At 39.9% G+C, this 25,377-nt stretch carries 15 protein-coding genes; 12 read left to right on the forward strand and 3 right to left on the reverse strand.

Annotated elements, in window-relative coordinates; translation table 11 throughout:
• Positions 1–83 precede the first annotated feature (83 nt).
• From EVU92_RS06365 to EVU92_RS06390, 6 genes are all read left to right on the forward strand, one after another.
• On the forward strand, positions 84–1,490 hold the full coding sequence (locus tag EVU92_RS06365) for a mannose-1-phosphate guanylyltransferase/mannose-6-phosphate isomerase (RefSeq protein WP_130050492.1): 1,407 nt from the start codon (positions 84–86) through the stop codon (positions 1,488–1,490).
• A gap of 143 nt (positions 1,491–1,633) precedes the next feature.
• Positions 1,634–3,049, forward strand: coding sequence for a phosphomannomutase (locus EVU92_RS06370; protein ID WP_130050493.1), 1,416 nt, complete (start codon positions 1,634–1,636; stop codon positions 3,047–3,049).
• A gap of 232 nt (positions 3,050–3,281) precedes the next feature.
• Positions 3,282–4,349 (forward strand): UDP-N-acetylglucosamine--undecaprenyl-phosphate N-acetylglucosaminephosphotransferase, encoded by a 1,068-nt coding sequence (gene wecA, locus EVU92_RS06375; RefSeq protein ID WP_130050494.1) that lies wholly within the window; start codon positions 3,282–3,284, stop codon positions 4,347–4,349.
• Between the two features lie 188 nt (positions 4,350–4,537).
• Positions 4,538–5,704: a nucleotide sugar dehydrogenase gene (locus tag EVU92_RS06380; protein WP_130050495.1), complete on the forward strand. Its 1,167-nt coding sequence runs from the start codon at positions 4,538–4,540 to the stop codon at positions 5,702–5,704.
• A gap of 176 nt (positions 5,705–5,880) precedes the next feature.
• Entirely contained in the window at positions 5,881–6,789 is a 909-nt protein-coding gene (gene galU / locus EVU92_RS06385) for a UTP--glucose-1-phosphate uridylyltransferase GalU (RefSeq protein WP_130050496.1), read from the forward strand.
• Positions 6,790–7,955: 1,166 nt separating this feature from the next.
• Entirely contained in the window at positions 7,956–8,327 is a 372-nt protein-coding gene (locus EVU92_RS06390) for a GxxExxY protein (protein WP_130050497.1), read from the forward strand.
• 232 nt (positions 8,328–8,559) lie between these two features.
• Here EVU92_RS06390 and EVU92_RS06395 read toward each other — a convergent pair whose 3' ends face one another.
• Positions 8,560–9,969 (reverse strand): MBL fold metallo-hydrolase, encoded by a 1,410-nt coding sequence (locus EVU92_RS06395; RefSeq protein WP_130050498.1) that lies wholly within the window; start codon positions 9,967–9,969, stop codon positions 8,560–8,562.
• Positions 9,970–11,091: 1,122 nt separating this feature from the next.
• Here EVU92_RS06395 and EVU92_RS06400 point away from each other — a divergent pair.
• The gene (locus EVU92_RS06400) at positions 11,092–13,182 is read left to right on the forward strand and encodes a YjbH domain-containing protein (protein ID WP_130050499.1); all 2,091 of its coding nucleotides are present in this window, start codon (positions 11,092–11,094) and stop codon (positions 13,180–13,182) included.
• A gap of 301 nt (positions 13,183–13,483) precedes the next feature.
• Positions 13,484–15,082, forward strand: coding sequence for a hypothetical protein (locus tag EVU92_RS06405; protein WP_130050500.1), 1,599 nt, complete (start codon positions 13,484–13,486; stop codon positions 15,080–15,082).
• A 787-nt stretch (positions 15,083–15,869) separates the two neighbouring features.
• On the opposite strand, the gene EVU92_RS06410 is transcribed toward EVU92_RS06405, so the two are convergent.
• Both EVU92_RS06410 and EVU92_RS06415 read right to left on the reverse strand, forming a co-directional pair.
• The gene (locus EVU92_RS06410) at positions 15,870–16,949 is read right to left on the reverse strand and encodes an aminoglycoside phosphotransferase family protein (protein WP_130050501.1); all 1,080 of its coding nucleotides are present in this window, start codon (positions 16,947–16,949) and stop codon (positions 15,870–15,872) included.
• Between the two features lie 40 nt (positions 16,950–16,989).
• Positions 16,990–17,877 (reverse strand): NTP transferase domain-containing protein, encoded by an 888-nt coding sequence (locus EVU92_RS06415; RefSeq protein WP_130050502.1) that lies wholly within the window; start codon positions 17,875–17,877, stop codon positions 16,990–16,992.
• 285 nt (positions 17,878–18,162) lie between these two features.
• On the opposite strand from EVU92_RS06415, the gene EVU92_RS06420 reads away from it, so the two are divergent.
• The 4 genes from EVU92_RS06420 to EVU92_RS06435 all read left to right on the forward strand — a co-directional run bounded on the left by EVU92_RS06420 (position 18,163) and on the right by EVU92_RS06435 (position 25,278).
• Positions 18,163–18,636 carry a DUF721 domain-containing protein gene (locus tag EVU92_RS06420; protein ID WP_130050503.1) on the forward strand — a complete coding sequence of 158 codons (474 nt, stop codon included), beginning with the start codon at positions 18,163–18,165 and terminating at the stop codon, positions 18,634–18,636.
• A 752-nt stretch (positions 18,637–19,388) separates the two neighbouring features.
• The gene (gene secA, locus EVU92_RS06425) at positions 19,389–22,097 is read left to right on the forward strand and encodes a preprotein translocase subunit SecA (RefSeq protein WP_130050504.1); all 2,709 of its coding nucleotides are present in this window, start codon (positions 19,389–19,391) and stop codon (positions 22,095–22,097) included.
• Between the two features lie 62 nt (positions 22,098–22,159).
• Positions 22,160–22,561 carry an 8-oxo-dGTP diphosphatase MutT gene (gene mutT, locus EVU92_RS06430; protein ID WP_130050505.1) on the forward strand — a complete coding sequence of 134 codons (402 nt, stop codon included), beginning with the start codon at positions 22,160–22,162 and terminating at the stop codon, positions 22,559–22,561.
• A gap of 644 nt (positions 22,562–23,205) precedes the next feature.
• The gene (locus tag EVU92_RS06435; protein ID WP_130050506.1) at positions 23,206–25,278 is read left to right on the forward strand and encodes a M13-type metalloendopeptidase; all 2,073 of its coding nucleotides are present in this window, start codon (positions 23,206–23,208) and stop codon (positions 25,276–25,278) included.
• The last annotated feature ends 99 nt before the right edge of the window (positions 25,279–25,377 follow it).

Raw genomic sequence — 25,377 nt, forward strand, 5'->3', positions numbered from 1 at the left:
GTAGGTTTTGTGTTCGTCATTTGAGTTTTTATTGGATTGTTTTAAGCGAAATTAGTTTAAATATATTATGCAAGGTTTTTATAATGATTTTACCAGTAATAATGGCAGGTGGCTCAGGCACCCGTTTATGGCCGCTATCTCGCGGTAATTACCCGAAGCAATTTTTAAAGTTAAGTGGTGACTTTACGATGTTGCAAAGCACACTAAGTCGTTTGAATGGGATATTACATTCACCTGCTTTGGTTATTTGTAATGAAGAGCACCGCTTTATTGCTGCAGAGCAAGTTCGTCAATTAGGTGCAGAACATGGCGGTATTTTTTTAGAGCCAGTAGGACGTAACACGGCACCTGCAATAGCCCTAGCTGCTTTTAAAGCGATTGAAAATGAGCAAGACCCACTGTTACTAGTTCTTGCTGCAGACCATGTAATTGAAGATTCAGCAGCATTTCAGGCTAGTGTCAATAAAGCAGCTGCATTAGCAAATCAAGATAAACTAGTGACATTTGGCATTGTCGGTAATAGCCCTGAAACAGGTTATGGCTATATCAAACGTGGTGAAGCGGTAGAGCATGGCTATGTTGTTGACAGTTTCGTTGAAAAGCCAAACCTAGACACAGCCAAACAGTATATTGAAAGCGGTGATTACTACTGGAATAGTGGTATGTTTTTATTTAAAGCAAGCCGCTATCTAGAAGAATTAAAAGCATTCCGCCCAGATATCTATGCAGCTTGCGAAAAAGCCATTGCAGTACAAAGCAGCGATATGGACTTTATTCGCGTAGATAAAGCTGCTTTTGAAGCCTGCCCAGATGAGTCGGTTGACTATGCTGTAATGGAGCACACAAAAGATGCAGTTGTTGTGCCTATGGATGCTGGTTGGAGCGATGTAGGTGGTTTTGCTGCCCTTTGGGAAGTGTCTTCACAAGATGAAAATGGCAATGCTTTTAAAGGTGATGTAAAAGCGGTAGATACAAAGAATACGCTTGTATTTGGTGAAGACAAACTTGTTGCAACAGTAGGTGTTGAAGACCTAGTAATTGTAAATACGAAAGACGCTATTTTAGTTGCCCATAAAGATAAATCACAAGAAGTTAAAGCGATTGTAAATCAGCTGAAAGCTGAAGAGCGCTCTGAAGTTACTTTCCATCGTGAAGTATATCGACCATGGGGAAAATATGACTCAGTTGATAATGGTGAGCGCTTCCAAGTAAAACGTATTACCGTAAAACCTGGTGCTAAGTTGTCGGTACAAATGCATCATCACCGCGCAGAGCATTGGATTGTGGTATCAGGTACAGCAAAAGTACAAATTGATGATACTGAGCAATATGTAACAGAGAATGAGTCTGTTTATATTCCAATTACAGCGGTTCATGCTTTAGAAAACCCTGGTAAAGTTGACTTAGAGTTAATCGAAGTGCAATCGGGTTCGTACTTAGGTGAAGATGATATCGTGCGTTTTGAAGACCGTTATGGTCGAGTGAAATAGGCAAACTCGAGATATTAGATGTAGGTAAACATAATAGATGGTTGTTATCAGGTTTTTAGCCGTCAGTCGTCAGTTTTACAGCTAGTACAACTTACTTTGCACTAGCTGTGTACTTATTGAAGAATTAATTAGATAGGTTTTTTATGGATAGCCAGTTAGTCTGCTCTGAAGTCATTGCAAAGAGCGGTGTTGCGTTTGGTACCAGTGGTGCGAGAGGTCTTGTAAAAGATTTCACCCCAGATGTAAATGCGGCATTTGCTGTTGCCTTTATATCAGCGATTGAAAATGTATTTTCATTTGATACAGTTGCGATTGCTATAGATAACCGCCCAAGTAGCTATGGAATTGCACAGGCATGTGCTGAGGCACTAAAACAGCGTGGCTTGAATGTTGTGTATTATGGTGTAGTACCAACCCCAGCACTTGCTTACAAGGCAATGCAAGATAATATGCCGTGTATTATGGTTACAGGTAGCCATATTCCATTTGATCGCAATGGCTTAAAGTTTTACCGCCCTGATGGTGAAATCACAAAAGTTGATGAGCTAACTATTCTCGCAAGCAATGCTGTATTCACCGTTTTACCAGAAAACCTTGCAGAGCTTACATTGGATACTGCCGCAAGTGAATCTTACATTCAGCGTTACACCTCACTTTTTAATGCTGATACGCTTAAGGGCAAGAAAATTGGTATTTATGAACATTCAAGTGCTGGGCGTGATATTTATAAGGTATTATTTGAGCAATTAGGTGCTGAGGTTGTTAGCTTAGGCCGCAGCAATGAGTTCGTACCAATTGATACTGAGGCAGTATCAGATGAGGACAAACAAAGAGCACTAGATTGGTCAAAAGAGTTTAGTTTTGATGCTATTTTCTCAACAGATGGCGATGGTGATCGCCCATTAATTGCTGATGAAAATGGCAATTGGTTACGTGGTGACATTTTAGGACTGTTATGTAGCCAATTATTAAATATCGATGCACTTGCTACACCGGTAAGTTGCAATACAGCAATTGAAAAAACTAAAAGCTTTAAAGAAGTTAAGCGAACTAAAATTGGCTCTCCCTATGTAATTGCAGAGTTTGTAAATTTAGCTAAGCACTACGCATCAGTCGCTGGCTTTGAAGCAAATGGTGGTTATTTACTGGGCTCAGATATTAACTATAATACAAAGCTGCTAAGAGCTCTACCTACAAGAGATGCGTTATTGCCTGCACTTATTTTATTTTCTCAGCAAAAGGATATTTCGAAACTTTTAGATAACTTACCACAGCGCTTTACTGCAAGTGATAGGGTGCAATGTTTTCCTCGCGAACGTAGTTTAAGTCTACTAACAGAGCTCAAGGAAGATGCGAGTGTATTCTTATCTAAATTAGGTTTTGAAGGAAGTTATGAAATAGACACAACTGATGGGCTACGCATAACGCTAAACGCGGGATACATTGTTCATCTTAGGCCTTCAGGTAATGCACCTGAGTTAAGGTGCTACGCAGAGGCTGAAAGTTACGAGTCAGCCCAAGAAATCGTGAAACAAGTATTAAAATTAGTAATTCAGTAACTCTAAAATTACACATTCATAAATGTGTTAGGTAGCTTTAGCACTGTACTTAATTTTGCAACTATTTTTGTTGCAGGCATTGCTAAAGCTACTTTTATAATGCTTACAATCAGTTAAGTTTCTCACGTAAAAGTTTTGATTATTTAAAAGAAAGAAGCGTAGCGAAAACAATCTTTTTGTATTAGAATTTTATCATCAATAAATTATAGACAATCAAATTCAAGGAAGGATTATGTTTATCGACCTCACATTTACTTTTTTAATTGCCTTTGCAATTCTATTTCTAATGCGCAAAGTAGCTAAAACCATTGGTTTAGTGGATAAACCATCTGGCAGAAAGCTACATACTGGCAATGTTCCGCTTGTGGGCGGAATATCAATTTGCATTACAATAGTTCACTATATATTTTCTCATCCCGGAATGATCCCTCATGCTGATCTTTTCATGATGTCTATTACTGCGTTAACAGTAGTTGGGGCAATAGATGATCGTTTTGATTTAAGTGTTAAAATACGCATGGGAGTGCAGGCTATTGTGTCGTTAGTTATGATATCTTTCGCTGACGCTGAGTTGAATAGCTTAGGAAACTTACTCGGCTTTGGGGGGATTCAACTAGGGGCAATAGGAGGTGTTATTACCGTTTTTGCAGTGATAGGTTGCATTAATGCTTTTAACATGGTTGATGGCATAGATGGCTTATTAGGGGGCTTGTCAATTGTTACGTTTGGTAGCATTGGTCTGTTATTAGCTATTGGTGGCGAGCAACATTTGAGCTATTTATGTTTGCTTTTAGTGGTTTGTATGTTGCCGTACATTACTATGAATTTAGGTCTTGTTGGCCGTAGACGTAAAGTGTTTATGGGCGATGCGGGAAGTATGATGATAGGCTTCACCGTGATCTGGCTTCTTATGGGGGCAAGCCAGAATGAAGGTAGCCCTCTGTTACGCCCTGTTACTGCATTGTGGTTGATTGCTGTGCCATTAATGGACATGGTCGCAATTATGTTCCGCCGTATCAAACAAGGCAAATCGCCTTTTAGGCCAGATCGCGAACACCTTCACCACATTTGCCAACGTTTAGGTATGTCGCCGCTGCAAACACTTTTGTTTATTTGCACTATTGCAGCATCATTTGCAGGAATAGGTATTTTAGGTGAAGTTCTAAAAATTCCTGAATTCATCATGTTTTATGGGTTCATTGCGTTATTTGTAGTTTATTTGGCAACTCTCCTAAATTATTGCAACGTTGTGAATTTCTTTCGCAAAAAACTAAACCTCCCTGAAAAAGTTTATACTTAGGGCTGATTTACATGATTACAGCCGTTAGTTATACACTTCCTAAAGGATCAAAGTTACATTATTCTTGGCATATATTTGCGTAATATACCTACGCTGGGTATTAGTGTTTCAAAGGTGAAACTTAAGAACTATAGTTCTAAGTAATACAGGCTTAGTGCTAGACAAACAGAAGTTTAAGGAATTTCATAATGAAAATTGCAGTTGTTGGTACAGGCTATGTTGGTCTGTCGAATGCAATGTTATTAGCACAAAATAATAAAGTAGTTGCATTAGATATTGATGAACAAAAAATTAGTTTATTGCAAGACAAGCAATCACCGATTGTTGATACTGAAATAAGCGATTTTTTAGTTAATAAACCGCTTAACTTTACTGCTACCACTAACAAAGAGTCAGCCCTGTTAAATGCTGAATTTGTTGTAATTGCTACCCCAACAGACTACGACCCAGATACTAATTACTTTAACACTCGCTCTGTTGAGTCGGTAATTAGCGATGTTTTGGCAATTAACCCAACCGCAACTATGGTGATTAAATCAACCGTACCTGTTGGTTACACTAAATCGGTTAAAGAGCAGTTTGGTACAGATAATATTATTTTCTCGCCAGAGTTTTTACGTGAAGGTAAAGCACTTTACGATAACTTACATCCATCACGCATTATTGTTGGTGAACAAAGTGAGCGTGCAAAAACATTTGCAAATTTACTTGCTGAGGGCGCCTTAAAAACTAACATCGATGTTTTATTTACTGACTCAACCGAAGCAGAGGCTATTAAGTTATTTTCGAATACTTACCTAGCAATGCGTGTAGCCTACTTTAACGAGCTAGACAGCTACGCCGAAAGTCATGGCCTTGATGCAAAGCAAATTATTGAGGGCGTGGGGTTAGACCCTCGCATAGGTAAGCACTATAACAACCCATCGTTTGGCTATGGTGGTTACTGTTTACCTAAAGATACTAAGCAGCTACTCGCTAACTACCAAGATGTACCTAACAATATGATTCGCGCGATTGTAGATGCCAATACGACCCGTAAAGACTTTATTGCAAATTCAATTATTAAGCAAAACCCTAAGGTAGTTGGTATTTATCGTTTAGTAATGAAGTCGGGCTCAGACAACTTTAGAGCATCTGCTATTCAAGGCATTATGAAACGCATAAAAGCAAAAGGTATTGAGGTGGTCGTTTACGAGCCGAGCTTTGAAGGAAATGCGTTCTTCAATTCGCGTGTAATTAGAGACCTTAATGAGCTTAAAAGTATCTCTGATGTAATTGTATCGAACCGAATGGCTGATGAGCTGCAAGATGTAGCCGACAAGGTTTATACCCGTGATTTATTCGGAAGTGATTAAGGAAAAGGCGGTATCGTAGGCGTGAAATTTATTTCTTTGGTAAGTCGTATCTCTTTTACTCTTTGTAAACATCAGTATTAAAGAAAAATAAAATTAAAAAACATTCAGCTTGTATCTACTTTGGTACTGTTAGTTTGGTGTTATTGTAGATTTAATTATTAAATAAGGGACTAATTATGAAAGCTGTGATTCCTGTTGCGGGCCTTGGCACCCGTATGCTTCCAATGACTAAAGCTATTCCAAAGGAAATGTTACCTATAGTTGATAAACCGCTTATTCAGTACATTGTTGACGAATGTATTTTGGCCGGTATAAAAGAAATTGTATTAGTTACACACAGCTCTAAAAACGCCATTGAAAACCACTTTGATACCAGCTTTGAGCTAGAAGCAACACTTGAAAAGCGTGTAAAACGTACACTTCTTGAAGAAGTGCGTTCTATTTGCCCTCCAGATGTAACCATTATGCATGTTCGCCAAGGCGAAGCTATGGGCCTAGGTCACGCAGTGTTATGTGCAAAACCTATCGTGGGTGATGACGACTTTGTTGTAGTACTGCCAGACGTGATTTTAGATGGTTACACCGCGGATCAAAAAATCGAAAACATTGCCGCGATGGTTAAGCGTTTTAAAGATGTTAAAGCAAGCCAGATTATGCTTGAACCAGTACCGCAAGAAAGTGTTCACAAGTACGGTATAGCTGATATCGGTGGCGTTAAAATTAAAGCGGGCGAAAGTGCGCCAATTAAAACTATGGTTGAAAAACCAAAAGCTGAAGAGGCACCTTCTAACTTAGCGGTTGTTGGCCGTTATGTGTTATCAAAAGCTATTTGGCCTTTACTTGCTAAAACACCTGCGGGAGCTGGTGGCGAAATTCAATTAACCGATGCTATTGATGAGCTGATGAAAACCGAAGTTGTGGAGGCTTTCCACATGAGTGGCCGAGCTCACGACTGTGGTGACAAGCTAGGTTATTTAAAAGCGATTATTGAGTACGGTATGCGTGATGAAAAACTAGGTGATGAGTTCTCTGAGTTTTTAAACGATATCGTTTCACCTAAAGTGAGTCATTTGAAAGCAGTTTAACCTGTTTTTGAGTTTCTGAAATATTCAAACGCCTACACTGTGTGTAGGCGTTTTTGTTTATTAGATAGAATTTTAAACACAAAGGGGGCGAGGATTACAGATTGAGATAATTAATAGACTTAAGGTGAATGTGTAGACTCTTTACTAAAGTGATATTTGATACCGTAGGTCTGAAATTTATTATGCACGTAAGATCTCTTTTGAACCACAGAGAGCACAGAGGTAAATACGGCAAGACTAAAAACTCAGAAAGAGCTGTTTGGTAGTGTTATGTTAGTTTGTGGGATGTTTTGGATACCAAAATTTTAAGAGCTTTGAACCACAGAGGGCACAGAGGAAGAGAAAGAGGTATAAGGTGCTTTATCTTCAGCCCGGTGTTTTATGAGCTTTAGAATTAATTTAATTTTCTCTATGTAGCGCGTAGCGCCTCGGTGTGCTCTGTGGTTCAGAGTGTTTATGTCTTTAATCTAATTAGAACCGCAGAGGGCATAGAGAGCACAGAGGAAGAGAAGGAGGTATTTAAGCTTTTTTCTCTAAAGCGAAGCGTCTAATAAACTATTTGTGAATCAAAGATCTTTTTATAACCACAGAGGACATAGAGAGCATAGAGTGAGAGAAAGAGGTATAAGGTACTTTCTCTTCTGTTTGGTGTTTTATGAGTTTTAGAATTAATTTGGTTATCTCTGTGTAGCGCGAAGTGCCTCGGTGTACTCTGTGGTTCATAGTGTTTACCCTGAAGAGAAGAAGCTTTAAGCTAAATAAGCATATTCGCCGCTTAGGTGATGGGCGACACCGTAGGCGTGAAATTTATTTCGCGCGGAGATCTTGATTGAACCACAGAGGGCATAGAGAGCACAGAGGAAGAGAAGGAGGTATTTAAGCTTTTTTCTCTAAAGCGAAGCGTCTAATAATTTATTTGTGAATCAAAGATCTTTTTATAACCACAGAGGACATAGAGAGCATAGAGTAAGAGAAAGAGGTATAAAGTACTTTCTCTTCAGTTTGGTGTTTTATGAGTTTTAGAATTAATTTGGTTATCTCTGTGTAGCGCGAAGTGCCTCGGTGTACTCTGTGGTTCATAGTGTTTTTCTATATTATTCGTTAAATAAATTAAGATATGCTTTAATATAAAATAATAGTTTTTCAATATTAGCAAGGATGGCTATATGGAAATGGATATAATTACCCGTAAAGTAATAGCGTGTGCTATTGAAGTACACAAACAACTAGGGCCAGGTTTATTAGAGTCTACCTATGAAAGTTGCTTGGTATATGAATTGCTGCAAGTTGGCTTTTCACCACTTAACCAAGTTGAGTTACCTATTTCATACAAGAGTGTCTGTTTAGATGCTGGGTATCGACTTGACATATTGCTTCCAAAGTCGCTAATTATCGAATTGAAAGTAGTAGAAAAGCTTTTACCCATTCACACAGCACAGTTAATTACATATTTAAAATTAACCGACATCAAAACAGGTTTGCTTATTAACTTTAATGTTACAAGGTTAGTGGATGGTATTAAGCGAATTCAAGTTTAGTTTTTCTCTTGGCTTCAAATCTAATTGTAACCTCAGATTTATTAGGTAAAACGTTCTCTTAATTAGAGTTTTCTTCTCTATGTAGCGCGCAGCGCCTCTATGTACTCTGTGGTTCAAATTATTCAAATCGAATTACACCACAGGCGGCACAGACTGTTCTCTAAGGTAAAACCTCTTATTACAATTTTTTCTCTGTGTAATCTGTGGTTCAAAGCAATATAAATAGATAAATCTAAGTAGCTATTTCAATCTTGGTTTTATCGCCTAATAGGGCTTGGTATTTTTTAGCCAGGGTTGCTTTAGCTTCGTCATCGCCGTGAACAATTTTGATTAACTTAGGCTTCTTTTTCATACCCATTACAAACCTAATTAGCCCGTTTTGATCTGCGTGGGCGCTGTAGCCACTGATAGTATGTATTGCTGCATTTATATAAATCTTCTCGTTATTAATATAAACGTAGCCACCTCTAGGCCCATAAGTTTGAATATCGCGCCCTAACGTGCCCTTACCTTGATAACCCACAAAAATAATATCGGTTGTTTTGTCTGGTAAAAACCGCTCTAAATAATTAACGATTCTACCACCGGTGCACATGCCACTGGCTGCGATTATAATTGCTGGCTGTTGCCTTGAACTTAAAAAGTTAATGAGTGCCATGTGCTCTTGATGGGTATCAATTGTATGCAGCTGGCTAAAGTCTAACGGGTGGCGGCCTTGTTTTATGCGCCTTTTTGCCTCGTTATCCCAAAGGGTTTTAAAGTGTTGGTACTCAGCAGTGAAATTAGCAGCCATCGGCGAGTCAACAATAACTTGCAGCTTATGCCACATTGAATTTTTGCGTGCAGAGTGAATAATTTGCTCAAGCTCATATAGTAGCTCTTGCGTACGGCCAATACTAAACGCAGGAATAAGCACCACGCCGTTATCTGCAACGGCTCGCTCTATAATATTTTTTAAAACCTTTACCCGTGCCTTACGGCCATCATGGTTTTTATCACCATAGGTAGATTCAATCACAAGCGTATCGGCACGATAGGGCGGTTTAGGCGATGGCAATAACGGTGTGTAAGGCGCACCCAAATCACCAGAAAATACTACTCTGTGGTTATTTGGCTTTTTACCAAGCTCAATTTCTAAATAGGCAGAGCCAAGAATATGACCGGCGCGTTGTAGGCGGATTTTAAATAAAGTTTCTTGGCTTTGGGAGCTCAAGGCTGCTTTTTCGGGGCTAAAGCCCACTCCTACAGGTATGGAGTACCATTTATTAAAATCTAGACTCACTATTTGCTGTTTTAGTCTTCTTATACAGGTGTTTATTATGGCTTCATCACGTGTTACGCCTAGTTTTAAGGCGTCTTCAATAACGAGTGGTAATAGTTTTGCGGTAGCAATAGAGGTATAAATTGGCCCTTTAAAGCCAGCTAAAAATAGGTAAGGTATGCGACCTACATGATCAATATGGCAGTGGGTAATTATAAGCGCTTTTACTGTAGATATATCAAAGTCGATGTTGAGATCTTCGTGGCTGTCTTCGCCCTGAAACAGCCCACAATCAATGAGTATTGAGTTGTTGTCGTCAATAATAAGCTGGTGGCACGAGCCTGTAACACCGTTAACTGCTCCGTGGTGTTTGATATGCATAATTATATCCTTATTTTTGAAGCACATGTTCAGCATAGAGGTTATTGATTACAACGGCAACGAGCAAAGTTCAACATGGAGTGATGGAATTTTCATAAATCACGGGCCATCAGTTTTCAGCTGTCAGTTTGAGGCTGAATGGTGTTGCTTGTTGGTGATGTGATAATTTGTTAGTAGGTTGCTGAATTCAGCCTAATTTTTAAAGAACATTTGCACAAAGAGAAGTGAATGAGTAAAGAATGAGGAAACCTTAATATTGTTTTCTTTTAAGCGAAGGATTTATAACTATTTTTAAGTTTTTAACTTTTTCTGACCACAGAGTACATAGAGAGCATAGAGGAAGAGAAGGAGAGACCAAACCTCTTTTAAATATTGGTTTCTCTGTGTAGCGCGCAGCGCCTCGGTGTTCTCTGTGGTTCAAATATTGTTTTTACACAAAGAGAAGTGAATGAGAAGAAAAAGAGGGATCCTATAAATCTTATAAGTTGTTTTCTCTTAAGCGCAGCGTCTCTTATCCTCTTTGTAAATTAAAGATCTTTTTTCTAACCACAGAGGGCACAGAGAGCACAGAGGAAGAGAAGATTAGACCAAATTTTTTAAATAATGGTTTCTCTATCTAGCGCGCAGCGCCTCGGTGTTCTCTGTGGTTCAAATATTGTTTTTACACAAAGAGAAGTGAATGAGAAGAAAAAAAGGGATCCTATAAATCTTATAAGTTGTTTTCTCTTAAGCGCAGCGTCTCTTATCCTCTTTGTAAATTAAAGATCTTTTTTCTAACCACAGAGGACATAAAGAGCATAGAGGAAGAGAAGGAGAGACCAAACCTCTTTTAAATATTGGTTTCTCTGTGTAGCGCGCAGCGTCTCGGTGTTCTCTGTGGTTCAAATAAGTTTTTCACAAAGAGAAGTGAATGAGAAGAAAAAGAGGGATCCAATACATCTTATAAGTTGTTTTATCTAAAGTGCAGCGTCTCTTATCCTCTTTGTGATATTTTGGTTTTATCTATGATTTAAATTTCATTTTTGTATTAACTTTTTAAAGATGAATAACTAACTAAATTAATTAATTAATGCTATATTGGCGTTAACAAAAAATTCTAATAATTCTTCATGGATTCGAGTTATGCTAAAGGCGAACACTTTACTCATTAGCGGGTTAGCTACTCTTTGCGCTCCTGTGCTAGCTTCAGAAAAAATAAATAACTATCAATCTTTTACTGGCTATACAGGCCTAATTAATACTCCTAACGCAAGTGTTATTGATGTTGGCAATATTGATATTGGCTACAACAATATGCTTGACCTAAGAGGTAAAGAGTATGTTGATGGTCATAATTTTATTTTTTCAGCTGGTTTATTTGATGGCCTTGAGGTAAGTGGCCAAATAGCAGCCGAATCAATGAATGACAATTTGTTTTATACTGAAGGCAGTGGTCAACTGCGCGATTTATCATTTAATGCTAAGTATCAATTACCTTATATACCTAAAGAGTGGTTTACTGTTGCAATTGGTGCAAAAGATATCGGCGGTGCAGCAAATAACTACGAAACCTATTATGCAGTTGCCTCTAAAGAATTATGGGATTTTAGGTTCTCAGCAGGTTACGCTGTAAGTGACCGTATTAGCGGCCAAATGGATGGCCCGTTTGCGGGGGTTGAATGGCAACCATTAGACTGGTTTGCACTACAAGCTGAACATGACGCAGATGCTTTTAATGCCGCAGCAAAAGTTACGGTCCCTAAAAAGTGGCTATATGATATAGGTGAATTAACATTCACTAGCCGTTTTTATAGCAATACAGACTACAGTGAAGAAGACACTTTATGGGGCGTTAATTTTAAAATGCCTTTATTCACAAAACCTGAATATGAGGCTATTGAAAGTGCGCCAGAACCCGTTTTATCAGAAAGTGACGAATTAGCATACTTTAAACTAACGGCTAATAAAGAACCTGTAACCATTAAAGACCCAAATGCACACCGTTATTTCGAAAGCAATAAAGAAATGACCAAACAAGCAGCTACTTTAAAGCATGCTTTGGTTAAAGATGGCTTCGAAAGTGTACAAGTCGGTTTTAACAGTGATAAGCAAATTGCAGTAAAATTTGAAAACTCAGTATTTAACCGTAACGACCTTGATGCTATAGGCCTTGTGCTTGGGCGCATTTCTCAATATGTAACCAGCGAAGGTGCTGAGTTTAATGTAATGATGTCTAAGCAAGATATTCCTCAGCTTAGCTTAAAAGGTAATGTAGACGAATACCGCGAATTTATTCTTGCGAAAAAACACCCAGAAGTAATTGTTTTTCAAGGCTCAATGCCGTTGCCAAGAGCATTAACTTGGGTTGGTTTAATGAATACAAGTACGCCTTATTTTAAACCAAGAGTGTCACTAAGCCCTGTGCTTAGAAATAACTACGCCACTGAACTTGGCGTATATGATTTTTCATTTGCGGTGCGTGCAGACGTTGATGTGCCATTATGGCAGGGAGCTGGGCTTAATTTTGGTGGCCAAGTGCACGTAGCCGACAGTGATGACTACGAAAAAGATGCACCGTTTAGATATTATCGCGAAGAGTCAGAGTTCGACAGAGCAACACTTTATCAAACATTTGCATTGCCTTACGGTATTTATAACCAAACTCAGCTTGGTTATTTTAAAGATTACCAAGACTATATGGGTATTCAAAACGAAACAACTTGGTTAAGCCCTGAAGGCCGACATAAAGTGAGTGCCAATATAGGGTATTTCGATTATCAAGATTATGATGCACACAAAGATATCCAGGTAGTTTCTTATCAGTTTAATTGGGTTGAACAAGACATTACCTTGCATGCTGAGGCTGGTAATTACTTTTATGACGACTCTGGTTTTAAAGTTGAAAGCCGCTTTTGGTTTGGCGATAGTTATCTTGCAGTTTATGCGCAAGACACGAGCGTGAAAAAAATTGGCTTTGCTTTTAGCATCCCGCTTACACCAAGAAAAGACATGAGTGTGAGCCGCTATGGCCAAATTAAAGGTAACCAAGCATGGCGTCACGTAATTGATACTCAAGTGGGTCAATCTCATAATAATGTAGTATTTAACCGTGCGTACACGCCATTTAATAATATAAGCTTAGACCGCAAGTTCTTAAATCAAGGTCGTTTATCAAAAGCTTATGTGTATGCTAACTTTAGCCGCTTGCGAGATGTATACCTAGAATATAAGTAACCAATTTACCTATGTTTTTTTTCTGTTAATTTGAATACACAGAGAATGAAATTATTTTTTGTAATCATAATTGATGGATTGTAAATATTACCTATAATTCACATTGAGCCTTTTTAGTGAAAAATAAAGGCTCAATATGCGAAATGACTGTTGCAAATGTTGTGATTGTTATTTAACCTACTAGGTAGCTGTGTAAAGTTGTTACCTAATAACTCTTAGATTAGAGTCGGGCTAATAACTTTTCATTATTAATCGACCTTATTTGATACGTTTATTTAAAAAAGGAATAAAAGGACTCCCTATGTTTACTAACAAAAAAACGCTACTAGCAATGTCTGTAGCATCTGTTTTTGCTCTTTCAGGCTGTTCGAGTGATGACGACAAAAATGAGGTCGTACCTGATCCGGTAGATCCACCTGTAACCGTCATTGTTCCACCTGAAGCGCCTGCTGAACTAGGCCTAGTTGTTAACACTAGTGTTATTGATTCTGCTACAACTGATGTGGTTGATGCTACCGTAACATTTTTAGAAGACGGTGTTGTATCTAGTAACATCGTTGATGTTGATGGTGAAGCGTTAACAACTACTACAACTGAAGACGGTAGTGTTACTTTCACCGTTAAAGACGGTGCAACACTTGAAGAAGTAACTGTAAACGTAACTGCAGATGGTTATGTTGGTAAAACATTCGCAGTTAGCCTAGTGGCTGAAGAAGGCGAAACTTCAATTGATCAAGTTTTACCTCTTACATCAAAAACTGCTGAAGGTATTGCCGATACTGTAGTTGAAGCTACAGTTGAAGCGGGTGGTACTACTTCTGCACCAATCGAAGCAGCTACTGAAGAAGGCGCTTCAAGTGCGTCTGCAACTGTACCAGCGGGTGTTATTTTACTTGATGAAAATGAAGAACCTGTATCTGGTGAAATTTCATTAAACGTAACAGGCGCTGATGCTACATCTTCTGCAGCACAATCTATTGTACCAGCAAATATTAATGACGCTGATGCAGAAACAACAGTTAAAGCTGTTGGTGTTGCTAATGTTACAATGACAAACAGCGAAGGTAAGAAAATTAAGAAATTCTCTGACCCTATCACTGTTTCAATGGCTATTCCATCTGACACTATGATCAATGGTGAAGCTATTCAAACTGGCGATATGCTAGGTCTTAAGTCTCATAACGAAGACACGGGTTTATGGCAGTCAGAAACTAATATGGTAACTGTAGGTGCTCTTAATGCAACTTCAGGTACTTACACTGGTAGCTTCCAAACAAGCCACTTAACATTCTTTGCTTCAACTGCACCGGTAGATGTTTGTAGTTCGGGTATTTCTGTAGCTGTTAGTGGTGATGATGTTCCAGCTAAAGGCTTAACGGTTTCTCTAGATTCTTCTGATGCAAGCTACACTAGTAAAATTAGCTCAAACAGCTCAAATAATATTGTAGTAACTTCGGGTCAAGCTAAGAAAGAAGGTATTTCTTCTAGTGCAACTGCATCTGTAACTGTAACTGACGGTAACGGTCAAGTTTGGTTTGAATCTAACGGCGAAGTTGATGTATGTGGTGAGGTACCTGTAGTACTAGCTAATCCAGTAACTTACACTTCAGAAGATTTCACTGTAACGGCTGCATGTTCTAACGATTCTACTCAAACAATCGATATGAGCGGTGCTCTAGTTAAGTATAGCTTAGCTAACAAGAAGAAAGTTGTTGCTTCAGGTTCAGGTGGTACATTCTCACTAGCTGACCTTGTTGAAGGTAGCACTTATAATGTAACTGTTAATGCACGTATCCCACTGTCTACAGGTGGTTCTACTGCAACTACAACTATTACTGCTGACGGTACTGCTGAGTCAATCGCATTATCTGCAGTTTGTGAAACAGTAACTGGTAGCTAATATATTTGTTAGTAATACTCAGGGTTTAATCCCTAAATAAAAAGCCGCTTTAAGCGGCTTTTTTTTGTCTGGATTATAGTAGCCGTCAGCCGTCAGGCTGAATTGCGATGTGTTTGTTTACTGCTATTGTGGTAAATGCCATCCGAGCCAAGCAAGCGTGACTCCTACGATGTAGGAGGCGTTTTAACGCCGAACATCTTTATTTTATTCACGGCTAAAGCCGTTCCTACGTATTGTTGTAGGCGTGAAATTTATTTCGCGCGTTATGTTTTGCACAAAGAGAAAGACTAGCCATCAGCTTTCAGCTGTCAGTTTGGAGTCGAACGGTGTGGTTTGTGGGCCTACCTCGTAGGAGGTACTTTAGTGCCGAAAATAATTGCACAAAGAGAAGTGAATGAGTAAACCAAAAACATCTTAATTTATTCCTCTGAAGCGAAGCGTCTCTTATCCTCTTTGTGACAATTTGGTTTCTCTGTGTAGCGCGAAGCGCCTCTGTGTACTCTATGGTTCAAATATGTTTAAAGACTAGCCATCAGCTTTCAGTTGTCAGTTTTTACCCGAGGGGCATTGTTTGTGGGTTCTTTATTAATTTGCAGGCTTGGTGCTGAATTAAGACGCGCCAAGCAAGCGTGAAGCATACGGTGAATGTAGGCGTGAAATTTATTTCGCGCATAAGATCTTTTTTGCGAAAAGAGAAGTGAATGAGGAAAGAACGAGAAGACAATAACATACCAAATTGTGTTTCTCTAAAGCGTAGTGCCTCTTATCCTCTTTGTGAATATAAAACCTAGCCCTTGTTTATATCTAAAATCGCTTTTAATGTGTGCTCTTTTTCAAGAATATCGCGATATAGAGCAAACTGGTTGCGGGCGCGCTCAAGGTTGTGGTTTGCATGTTTGGTGGCAAAGTAATTATCGCCATCAATAAAGTCTGTTAAAAAGCGCAGGCCAATCATAAAGGTCATGACTTTGGTGCCTAACCAGAAGCTTTCTTTTTCGGCATCGGTGATCACATCTTGTAGTGGTTCAACATAACCTTTAACTATGGCGGCGAAGATTTCTTCACGAACACGTACATTACTTAGGTTGGTTGAATCTTCTTGCTCAGGAGAGCAGAAGGTACGCACCATATCGCCAAAATCAAATAGCCAATAACCTGGCATACAGGTATCTAGGTCGATAACTGCTTTTGCATCATCTGACTGTGTGCAGAAAAGCATATTATTGATTTTTGTATCGTTATGGCATGGTCTTAAAGGAATGTTACCTTCAAGCTGTTTTAGCTCTTCAACAAGAGATTGCTGAGCTAAACAAAAGTCGATGTCGTCTTGGCAAAGTGCTACACGATTTACAGGATCTTTTTCGATTACCTTTTTAAAAGCGTCAAAGCGCATTGCTAAGTTATGAAAATCAGGGATCACATGATGTAGCTGTTCAGCCTGAAAATCTTGTAAAGCCAGTGCGAATTGGCCAAATGCATTGGCTGCAGTTTGTGCTTGCGAGATAGTTGCTACAACATCTTCACTATAACTGCCGCCAATAAATTCGAGTGCACGCCAAACACCTTGATCGCATTCAACTAAAAAGTCATTTTCGAGAGTTGGAATATGTCGAATAATTTCGAGGTTATATTCACCATTGCTAAGCTTTTCGCTTAGGTGTTGCTCAATTAGCCGTGCATTTTCAACTAGGTGCTCAGGATTAGGGAACACATCGGTATTTAATTTTTGCACAACTAAAGCGTTTTCTTCAGCTTTAAGCAACATGGTTGTGTTGATATGGCCATTGCCAATTGGCTTTAGCGTTACGTTATCTGTACCTAAGCCAAAGTGCTCAGAAAGATAAGTTGCAACAGGATTCGACTTCATTAATTTTCCATTACTTATTTTTTGCAAGAAGAGGCGAGGGCTAATCGTTTTGTTTTTGACGTAACTGACATAAAGTGTGTGCTATTGCATCCAATTCAGCTTTGTAGGTCACGCCATACCATGGCTCTTTTGCAGTATAAACGGTTACAGCTTGGCGGTTATCTTTAATCGCGAGTTGTATCTCATTGGGTAAATAGTACTCTTTAATGACACCGTTGTCAGTATTTTCTAAAAACTCAATAAAGCCTTTTTCTAAGTCTTTAAATAAACTTGGTGTTATTCCCCAAAAGCTCATTGAGCCAAGTGAATCGTCAGCTATTGCTAACCTTTCACCATCTGGGTTGTTACCCTTTAAAACATTATTTTCGAGTTTAATATCTAGGTACTCAACCACATCAGTCAAGTGCTGCAGGCTATTAACAGAGCATACACCACGGTTTACACCACCCTGTGCCGAAAGAGTGTCTTTTATCGGGTAACCTACCATGGCCCAGTTACTATGCTGTTTGAAGTGTTCGCTAAGAATAGCAAAAGAAGACTCGCCATAATAATCATCGGCAGTAATGACAATAGCAGGGTTATTAACATAGGGTTTTGCGCAAAGTAAAGCATGGCCTGTGCCCCACGGCTTTTGGCGTTCAGCGGCTAGGTGCTCATAACCATTTGGCACTGAGCTAATTGCTTGCTCAACTAGAATTACTTCAAGCGATTCAGGCAGGCGCGGTAAAATTGTTGCCTCAAACTCAGCACGAATTTTTTTATTAATGATGATCACCGCTTGGCTCACACCTGCTTTAACCGCATCTTGAATACTAAGCTCCATGATGGTACAGCCCAGCCCCGGAATTTCGGCAATTTGTTTGTTTCCGCCAAAGCGGCTACCCAGCCCGCCGGCCAATACGATTAAAGTAAGAGAGTGTTGAGTCATCGCGCAAGTTAAATAAAAAACAAAGGAAAAGTGTACCAGAAACAATCACGCAGGAGGAAGAGGAAGGGAGCTTTAAGCTTTAATTCATAAGTTTTAAGTCGTGCGGTGTTGTTTGTTGGCTCTGTATTAATTTGCAGGCTTGGTACTAAATGCAAGACGCGCCAAGCAAGCGTGACGCCTACGATAACTCGCATCTCGCACCTCGCATCTCAAACCTAATAGCTTCATATTTACGTAGGTGGTATATTCTCTTTGTGGTGATTAACCCTTTTAGGTAGAAGATTAATGGCAAAAGATAGATACGCGCCAAAGGCTGTTGGCGATATTATGGCGGACTTGAGTGGTCGCTTAGCATCTTATGCTGGTAAAACCCAAGGCTTGTCTTCTCAACAAACTATTCTTGATGACTTTTTAGGTGAAGCGCTTTCAAAAAAATGCCGAGTAAGTAATTACCGTGATGGTACTTTGATGATCGAAGCGGTTTCGGCACCGATTGCGCTGCGTTTAAATTACTTAAAAATGGATATGCTTTCTCATTTTCGTGCCGCAGGCATGATAGAGCTTGGGCAAATTAAAATTACCGCAAACCCACAGGCAACGCAGCGCTTATCATCAACAAATAAGCCAGAGCAAAAGCCTGTTTCTAAACGTCAAATGAGCGAGCAAACTGCTGATTACCTCAGCGCCATTGCCGCAGACGCCCCCCCATCTTTAAAAGCCAAATTAGAGCGCTTAGCCCTGCATGGGCGGAAGAAGTAAATAAAGCCGTCAGCCGTCAGCCGTCAGCTTTCAGCTGTCAGTTTGAAGCCGAATAGTCGCGTTTGTTGTAATGCATGTAGGAGGTACTTTAGTGCCGAAGTGTTTAGAGCAATTCACGGCTAAAGCCGTTCCTACGAACTTAAAAACTTTTACGCAAAGAGAAGTGAATGAGAAGAGAATGAGGAGACCACGAGATTATTTTTACTTCCTCTGAAGCGCAGCGTCTCATAATCTCTTTGTGATAATTTGGTTTCTCTATGTAGCGCGCAGCGCCTCTGTGTTCTCTGTGGTTCAAATATTTTTTTCGCAGACTGAGCAAGTAGGTCGTGCTTTAGCACGTCATTGGTGAAGGATATATAATATATTGTCGCCATAAATGACTACCTACATTTACAAAATCGAATTTCGTCACTCTAATCGCCTTTTTTCTTCGCTGATCTTGATTTTATTTCGATTGTCGCCATATCTACTCAGTGGTCTTGTTTTCACCTTTTTTATGGGGTTAGATCAAAGATTATGGCTGATTTTTAAATTTTCTTGCCGAAATTCCATATCTTCACACACAGAAGGTTTGATGTTGCGCAGACTCTGGTATGATAGCGCACGAAATAAGCGGTGTTTTAAACAGCGTACTGACAAATTGTTAATTAATATGCCCTACATCATGAGCATAAGCGCATATTAATTATCAATTGAAGAAAATGGGTTGGCTAATGACTAGCTAACAAAGAACATATTGTAACGGTTTTATCATGATATCTAATTTATTTACCAAGATTTTTGGTAGTCGCAATGACCGCACTATTAAAAACCTAAGAAAGACGGTCGCTCTAATTAATGCGCTTGAAAAGCAATTAGAAGCGCTTTCTGATGAAGATTTAAAAGCAAAAACAGCTGAATTTAGAGAGCGTTACGATAACGGACAAAGCCTAGATGATATTTTACCAGAAGCATTCGCTGTGGTACGTGAAGCATCTAAGCGTGTAAATGGCATGCGTCACTTCGACGTACAGCTACTAGGTGGTATGGTTTTACATCAAGGCCGCATCGCAGAAATGCGTACTGGTGAAGGTAAAACATTAACAGCAACATTACCTGCATACCTTCGTGGTTTAACAGGAAAAGGTGTTCACGTTATTACCGTGAACGATTACCTTGCAAAACGTGACGCCGAAACTAACCGCCCACTATTTGAATTTTTAGGCCTAACAGTCGGTTGTAACGTACCTGGCATGATGCCACAGCAAAAGAAAGTAGCTTACGCTGCTGACATCACTTACGGTACTAATAACGAATTTGGCTTTGATTATCTTCGCGATAACATGGCATTTAGCATTGATGAGCGTGTGCAACGCCCACTTTACTACGCAGTAGTGGATGAGGTGGATTCAATTCTAATCGATGAAGCGCGTACGCCGCTGATTATCTCAGGTCCAGCTGAAGACAGCTCTGAGCTTTACATCGAAATTAATAAAATTGTGCCAGAACTTGAGCTACAAGAAAAAGAAGATGAAGAAGGCGTTGAAGGCGACGGCGACTTCACTATCGATGAAAAGTCGAAACAAGTTCACTTAACTGAACGTGGCCAAATTAAAGTTGAAGAGCTACTGATTGAGCGTGGCTTAATCCAAGAAGGTGATTCACTTTACTCTGCATCAAGCATCACATTATTAAGCCATGTGTATGCAGCACTTCGTGCTCACAAGCTTTATCAAAAAGACGTTGATTACGTTGTTAAAGAAAACGAAGTTATCATTGTTGATGAGCATACAGGCCGTACAATGGAAGGTCGTCGTTGGTCAGAAGGTTTACACCAAGCTGTTGAAGCGAAAGAAGGTGTACGCATTCAAAATGAAAACCAAACTTTGGCATCAATCACATTCCAAAACTACTTCCGTTTATACGACACTCTAGCGGGTATGACAGGTACTGCAGACACTGAAGCGTTTGAGTTCCAGTCTATCTATGGTCTAGATACAGTTGTAATGCCAACTAACAAACCGATGATCCGTGACGATCGTGCTGACCTTGTATACTTAACACAAGAAGAAAAGTACGAAGCAATCCTTGCAGATATCAAAGATTGTCAAGAACGAGGTCAACCGGTACTTGTTGGTACTATTTCTATCGAAAGTTCTGAGTACTTATCGCAGTTCTTACGCAAAGAAAAAATTAAGCACAACGTACTTAATGCTAAGTTCCACGCGCAAGAAGCAGACATTGTCGCCGATGCTGGTTTACCTGGCACAGTAACCATTGCAACTAACATGGCCGGTCGTGGTACCGATATCGTGTTAGGTGGTAACTGGAATAGCGAAGTTGAAAAGCTAGAAAACCCAACGGATGAACAAATCAAAGCGATTAAAGATGAGTGGCAAAAACGCCACGATGCGGTAATCGAAGCGGGTGGTCTACACATCATTGGTACTGAGCGTCACGAATCTCGTCGTATCGATAACCAGTTACGTGGTCGTTCAGGTCGTCAAGGTGATGCAGGTTCAAGCCGTTTCTACTTATCAATGGACGACGCGCTAATGCGTATCTTCGCTGGTGAGCGCATGACTAACATGATGCGTAAACTAGGTATGCAACGCGGCGAAGCGATTGAACACCCTTGGGTTAACCGCGCAATCGAAAACGCACAACGTAAAGTTGAAGCACGTAACTTCGACGTTCGTAAGCAATTACTTGAGTACGATGATGTAGCAAATGACCAACGTCGTGTTGTTTACTCACAGCGTAACGAACTACTTGAAGAAGGCGATATTTCAGAAACTATCACTGCAATTCGCAGCGATGTTCTAAACGGCACGATTGACCAATACATTGCACCGCAAAGCTTAGCGGAAATGTGGGATATCCCAGGTCTTGAAGAGCGCTTAAAACAAGATTTCTTAATTGAGCTGCCAATTTCACAATGGCTAGCTGACGATAGCAAATTATACGAAGAGAAACTTCGTGAGCGTATCGAACAAGCGGTTGAGCAAGCATACAAGCAAAAAGAAGAGATGGTAGGCGAGTCAGTTCTACGTCAATTCGAAAAAGCGATTATGCTACAAAGCCTAGACCAACATTGGAAAGATCACTTGGCAGCGATGGACCACCTTCGTCAAGGTATCCACTTACGTGGTTACGCTCAGAAGAATCCTAAGCAAGAGTACAAGCGTGAATCGTTCGAGCTATTCTCTGAAATGTTAGAGAACTTAAAAATCGATGTTGTAGGTATTTTAAGTAAAGTACAAGTTCGCGCTGAAGAAGATGTTGAGAAAGTTGAAGAGCAACATCGCCGTAGCGAAAATGCACCTCGTGAATATCAACACGAAGAAGCTGAGCACATCGGTGGCGAAACACCAGAAGGCGCAGTAGTTACTCAACGTGCAGAGCCTAAAGTTGGCCGTAACGAGCCGTGCCCATGTGGTTCAGGTAATAAATATAAGCAGTGTTGCGGTAAATTAAAATAACCAAAACATGGTGATAAAAAGCGACGCTTGCGTCGCTTTTTTTATGATTAAGGAAACAACAAATGACTAAAAAAGTAGTGCATGTTGCTGTTGGCGTTATTTATAAAGATCAGCAGTTATTTATTTGTAAGCGTCCAGATGACAAACACCAAGGCGGCTTATGGGAATTTCCTGGCGGTAAAGTAGAGCAGGGCGAGAGCGTATTTGCAGCGCTAAAGCGTGAGCTGTTAGAAGAAGTAAACCTAACGGTTAATGGCAGTGAAGAGCTGATGGTTATTGAGCACGACTATGGCGATAAATGTGTGCGCTTAGATGTGCACATTGTAGATGATTTCTCAGGTATTGCTCATGGCGCAGAAGGCCAACAAGGCAAATGGGTTGCACTCAGCGAGCTTGATGATTACAGCTTCCCAGCTGCCAATGTTGAGATTATCGAAAAGATAAAGCAGAGATTTGAGCAATAATAGCCGCCAGCCTTCAGCTGTTAGTTTGAAGCTTAATGTAATACGCGCCAAGCAAGCGTGACGCCTACGGTTTGATGTAGGCGTGAAATTTATTTCACGCGAAAATAATTGCACAAAGAGAAGTGAATGAGTAAAGAATGAGGAAACCTTAATATTGTTTTCTTTTAAGCGAAGGATTTATAACTATTTTTAAGTTTTTAACTTTTTCTGACCACAGAGTACATAGAGAACATAGAGGAAGAGAAGGAGAGACCAAACCTCTTTTAAATATTGGTTTCTCTGTGTAGCGCGCAGCGCCTCGGTGTTCTCTGTGGTTCAAATAAGTTTTTCACAAAGAGAAGTGAATGAGAAGGTAATGAGCAAGCCAAAAGACAAATTCTCTTAAGCGGAGCGTCTCTTATCCTCTTTGTGAGTATTAAGAGCACTTTGCGATATAAAATCGCGCCTACAATGCTCACTTACTGTTTATTTTCCCCTCCCACCGCTCAAAAATGCGGCTCACCTTGTTTTGATAAGAATTGTTACATATTAGGTTTTATTGTTTAGCGCGAGAGGTTTATTATGGGGAAAGCGAAAAACTAATGATTAATTATGTTTACTAGTTTTTCGATAAATACTTCAAAAATAATTAGTACGGGACTCCCATGAAAAAAGTAACACTTACCGCGGCAAGTATCGCACTTGCGCTCGGTCTTGTTGGTTGTGGTGAAAAAGAACAAGAAACTAAAGCACCAGCAACTGCGGCCGTAACTGAAGCAAAAGCACCTTTAAATTCAGGTATTGAACTTGCGAACATGGACAAGTCTGTTCGCGCACAAGATGACTTTTACTATCACGTAAACGGCGAATGGTTAGAGAAAACTGAAATTCCAGGTGATAAATCAAACTACGGTTCATTTACTCAGCTTTACGATGATTCGCAAAAAGCGATGAAAGAAGTGCTAGAAAAAGCAGCGGCAAACAAAAATGTTAAGCCGGGCTCTGATGAAGCTAAATTAGCTGCATTCTATAACAGCTATATGGATGAAGCGGGTCGTGAAGCGGCAGGCATCAAACCATTATCGCCAGTTCTTGAAAGCGTTGATGCAGTAAAAAACAAATCTGATCTTGTTGCTTTAATGGCTGAGCTTCGCATTAAAGGCGGTAGCTTACCTTTTGGTTGGTACGTAAACAACGATGCGAAAAACTCTAGCGAAAACGCGATGTATGTTTATCAATCAGGTTTAGGTTTACCAGATCGTGATTACTACTTAAAAGATGACGAGAAATTCACAAAAATTCGTGAGGCTTATCAAGAATATGTAACAGCTATCTTAAGCAAAGCGGGTGTAGCTGATGCAGAATCTGCGGCTAAAGCTATTATTGATCTTGAAACAAGCATTGCCGAGGCGCAGTGGAGCCGTGTTGAAAGCCGTGATGCAACTAAGTCTTACAACAAGATGAGCGTTGCTGATGCGAACAAACTGACAGGTGACTTCGACTTTGCTGCTTATCTTGATGCGTCTGGTATCAAAACAGAAGACGTAATTATTCGCCAGCCTAGCTACCTAGAAAAGTTCGCGGGTATTTACAGCGATACAGACTTAGCTACTTGGCAGAACTACCTTAAGTTCCACTTTGTTAGTAACTATGCAGGCCTTTTAGATAAAGAGTTAGTAGACCTTAACTTTGATTTCTACAGCACAACACTGCGCGGTGTAACAGAGCAATCACCACTTTGGAAAAAAGCAGTTGATGCATCAAACGGTGTGTTAGGTGAAATACTTGGTAAAGTATACGTGAAAGACAACTTCCCACCTGAAGCGAAAGCACGCATGGAAGAGTTAGTTGATAACGTAATCAAAGGTTACGCAGTTGCGATTGAAAACCTTGAGTGGATGAGCCCAGAAACAAAAATTGCTGCAAAAGAAAAACTTGATAAGTTCACGCCAAAAATTGGTTACCCAGATAAATGGAAAGACTACTCAGCACTTGAAGTAAAAGGTGATGACTTAGTAGGTAACTACATTCGCCACAGTGAGTGGGAATATGCAGATATGACCGACAAACTAGGTAAGCCAGTTGACCGTTCTGAGTGGCACATGACACCACAAACAGTAAACGCTTACTACAACCCTGTGAACAACGAAATCGTATTCCCAGCGGCTATCTTACAACCGCCATTCTTCAATCTAGAAGCTGATGATGCTGTTAACTACGGTGCAATCGGTGCGGTAATCGGCCACGAATTAGGTCACGGTTTTGATGACCAAGGTGCGAAGTACGATGGTGACGGTAACTTACGTAACTGGTGGAGCGAATCAGACCTTAAACAGTTTGAAGAGCGTACAGGTCAGCTAGTTGCTCAATATAATGAGTACAAGCCATTTGAAGATGCAAGCGTAAATGGTCAGCTTACATTAGGTGAAAACATTGGTGACTTAGGTGGCTTAACCGTTGCTTATACTGCTTACCAGTTATCACTTGGTGATGAAAAAGCACCTATCATTGATGGTTACACAGGTGATCAACGTTTCTTCATGGGTTGGTCGCAGATTTGGCGTCGTAAATATCGTGACGAAGAGTTACGTAACCGTCTAATGACAGACCCTCATTCACCAAGCCATTACCGTGTAATCGGTATTCTTTCAAACATGCCAGAGTTCTATCAGGCATTTGATGTGAAAGAAGGTGACAAGATGTATATCAAACCAGAAGATCGCGTAAAAATTTGGTAATTGATTATCGATTTAAAAAAGGCTCTGAGTGAACGCTCAGAGCCTTTTTTGTTTTAGTAGCTGTCAGCTTTCAGCTGTCAGTTTGAAGCTGAGCTGTGG

The sequence above is a fragment of the Pseudoalteromonas sp. MEBiC 03485 genome (assembly GCF_004195145.1).
Lineage (GTDB): Bacteria > Pseudomonadota > Gammaproteobacteria > Enterobacterales > Alteromonadaceae > Pseudoalteromonas > Pseudoalteromonas apostichopi.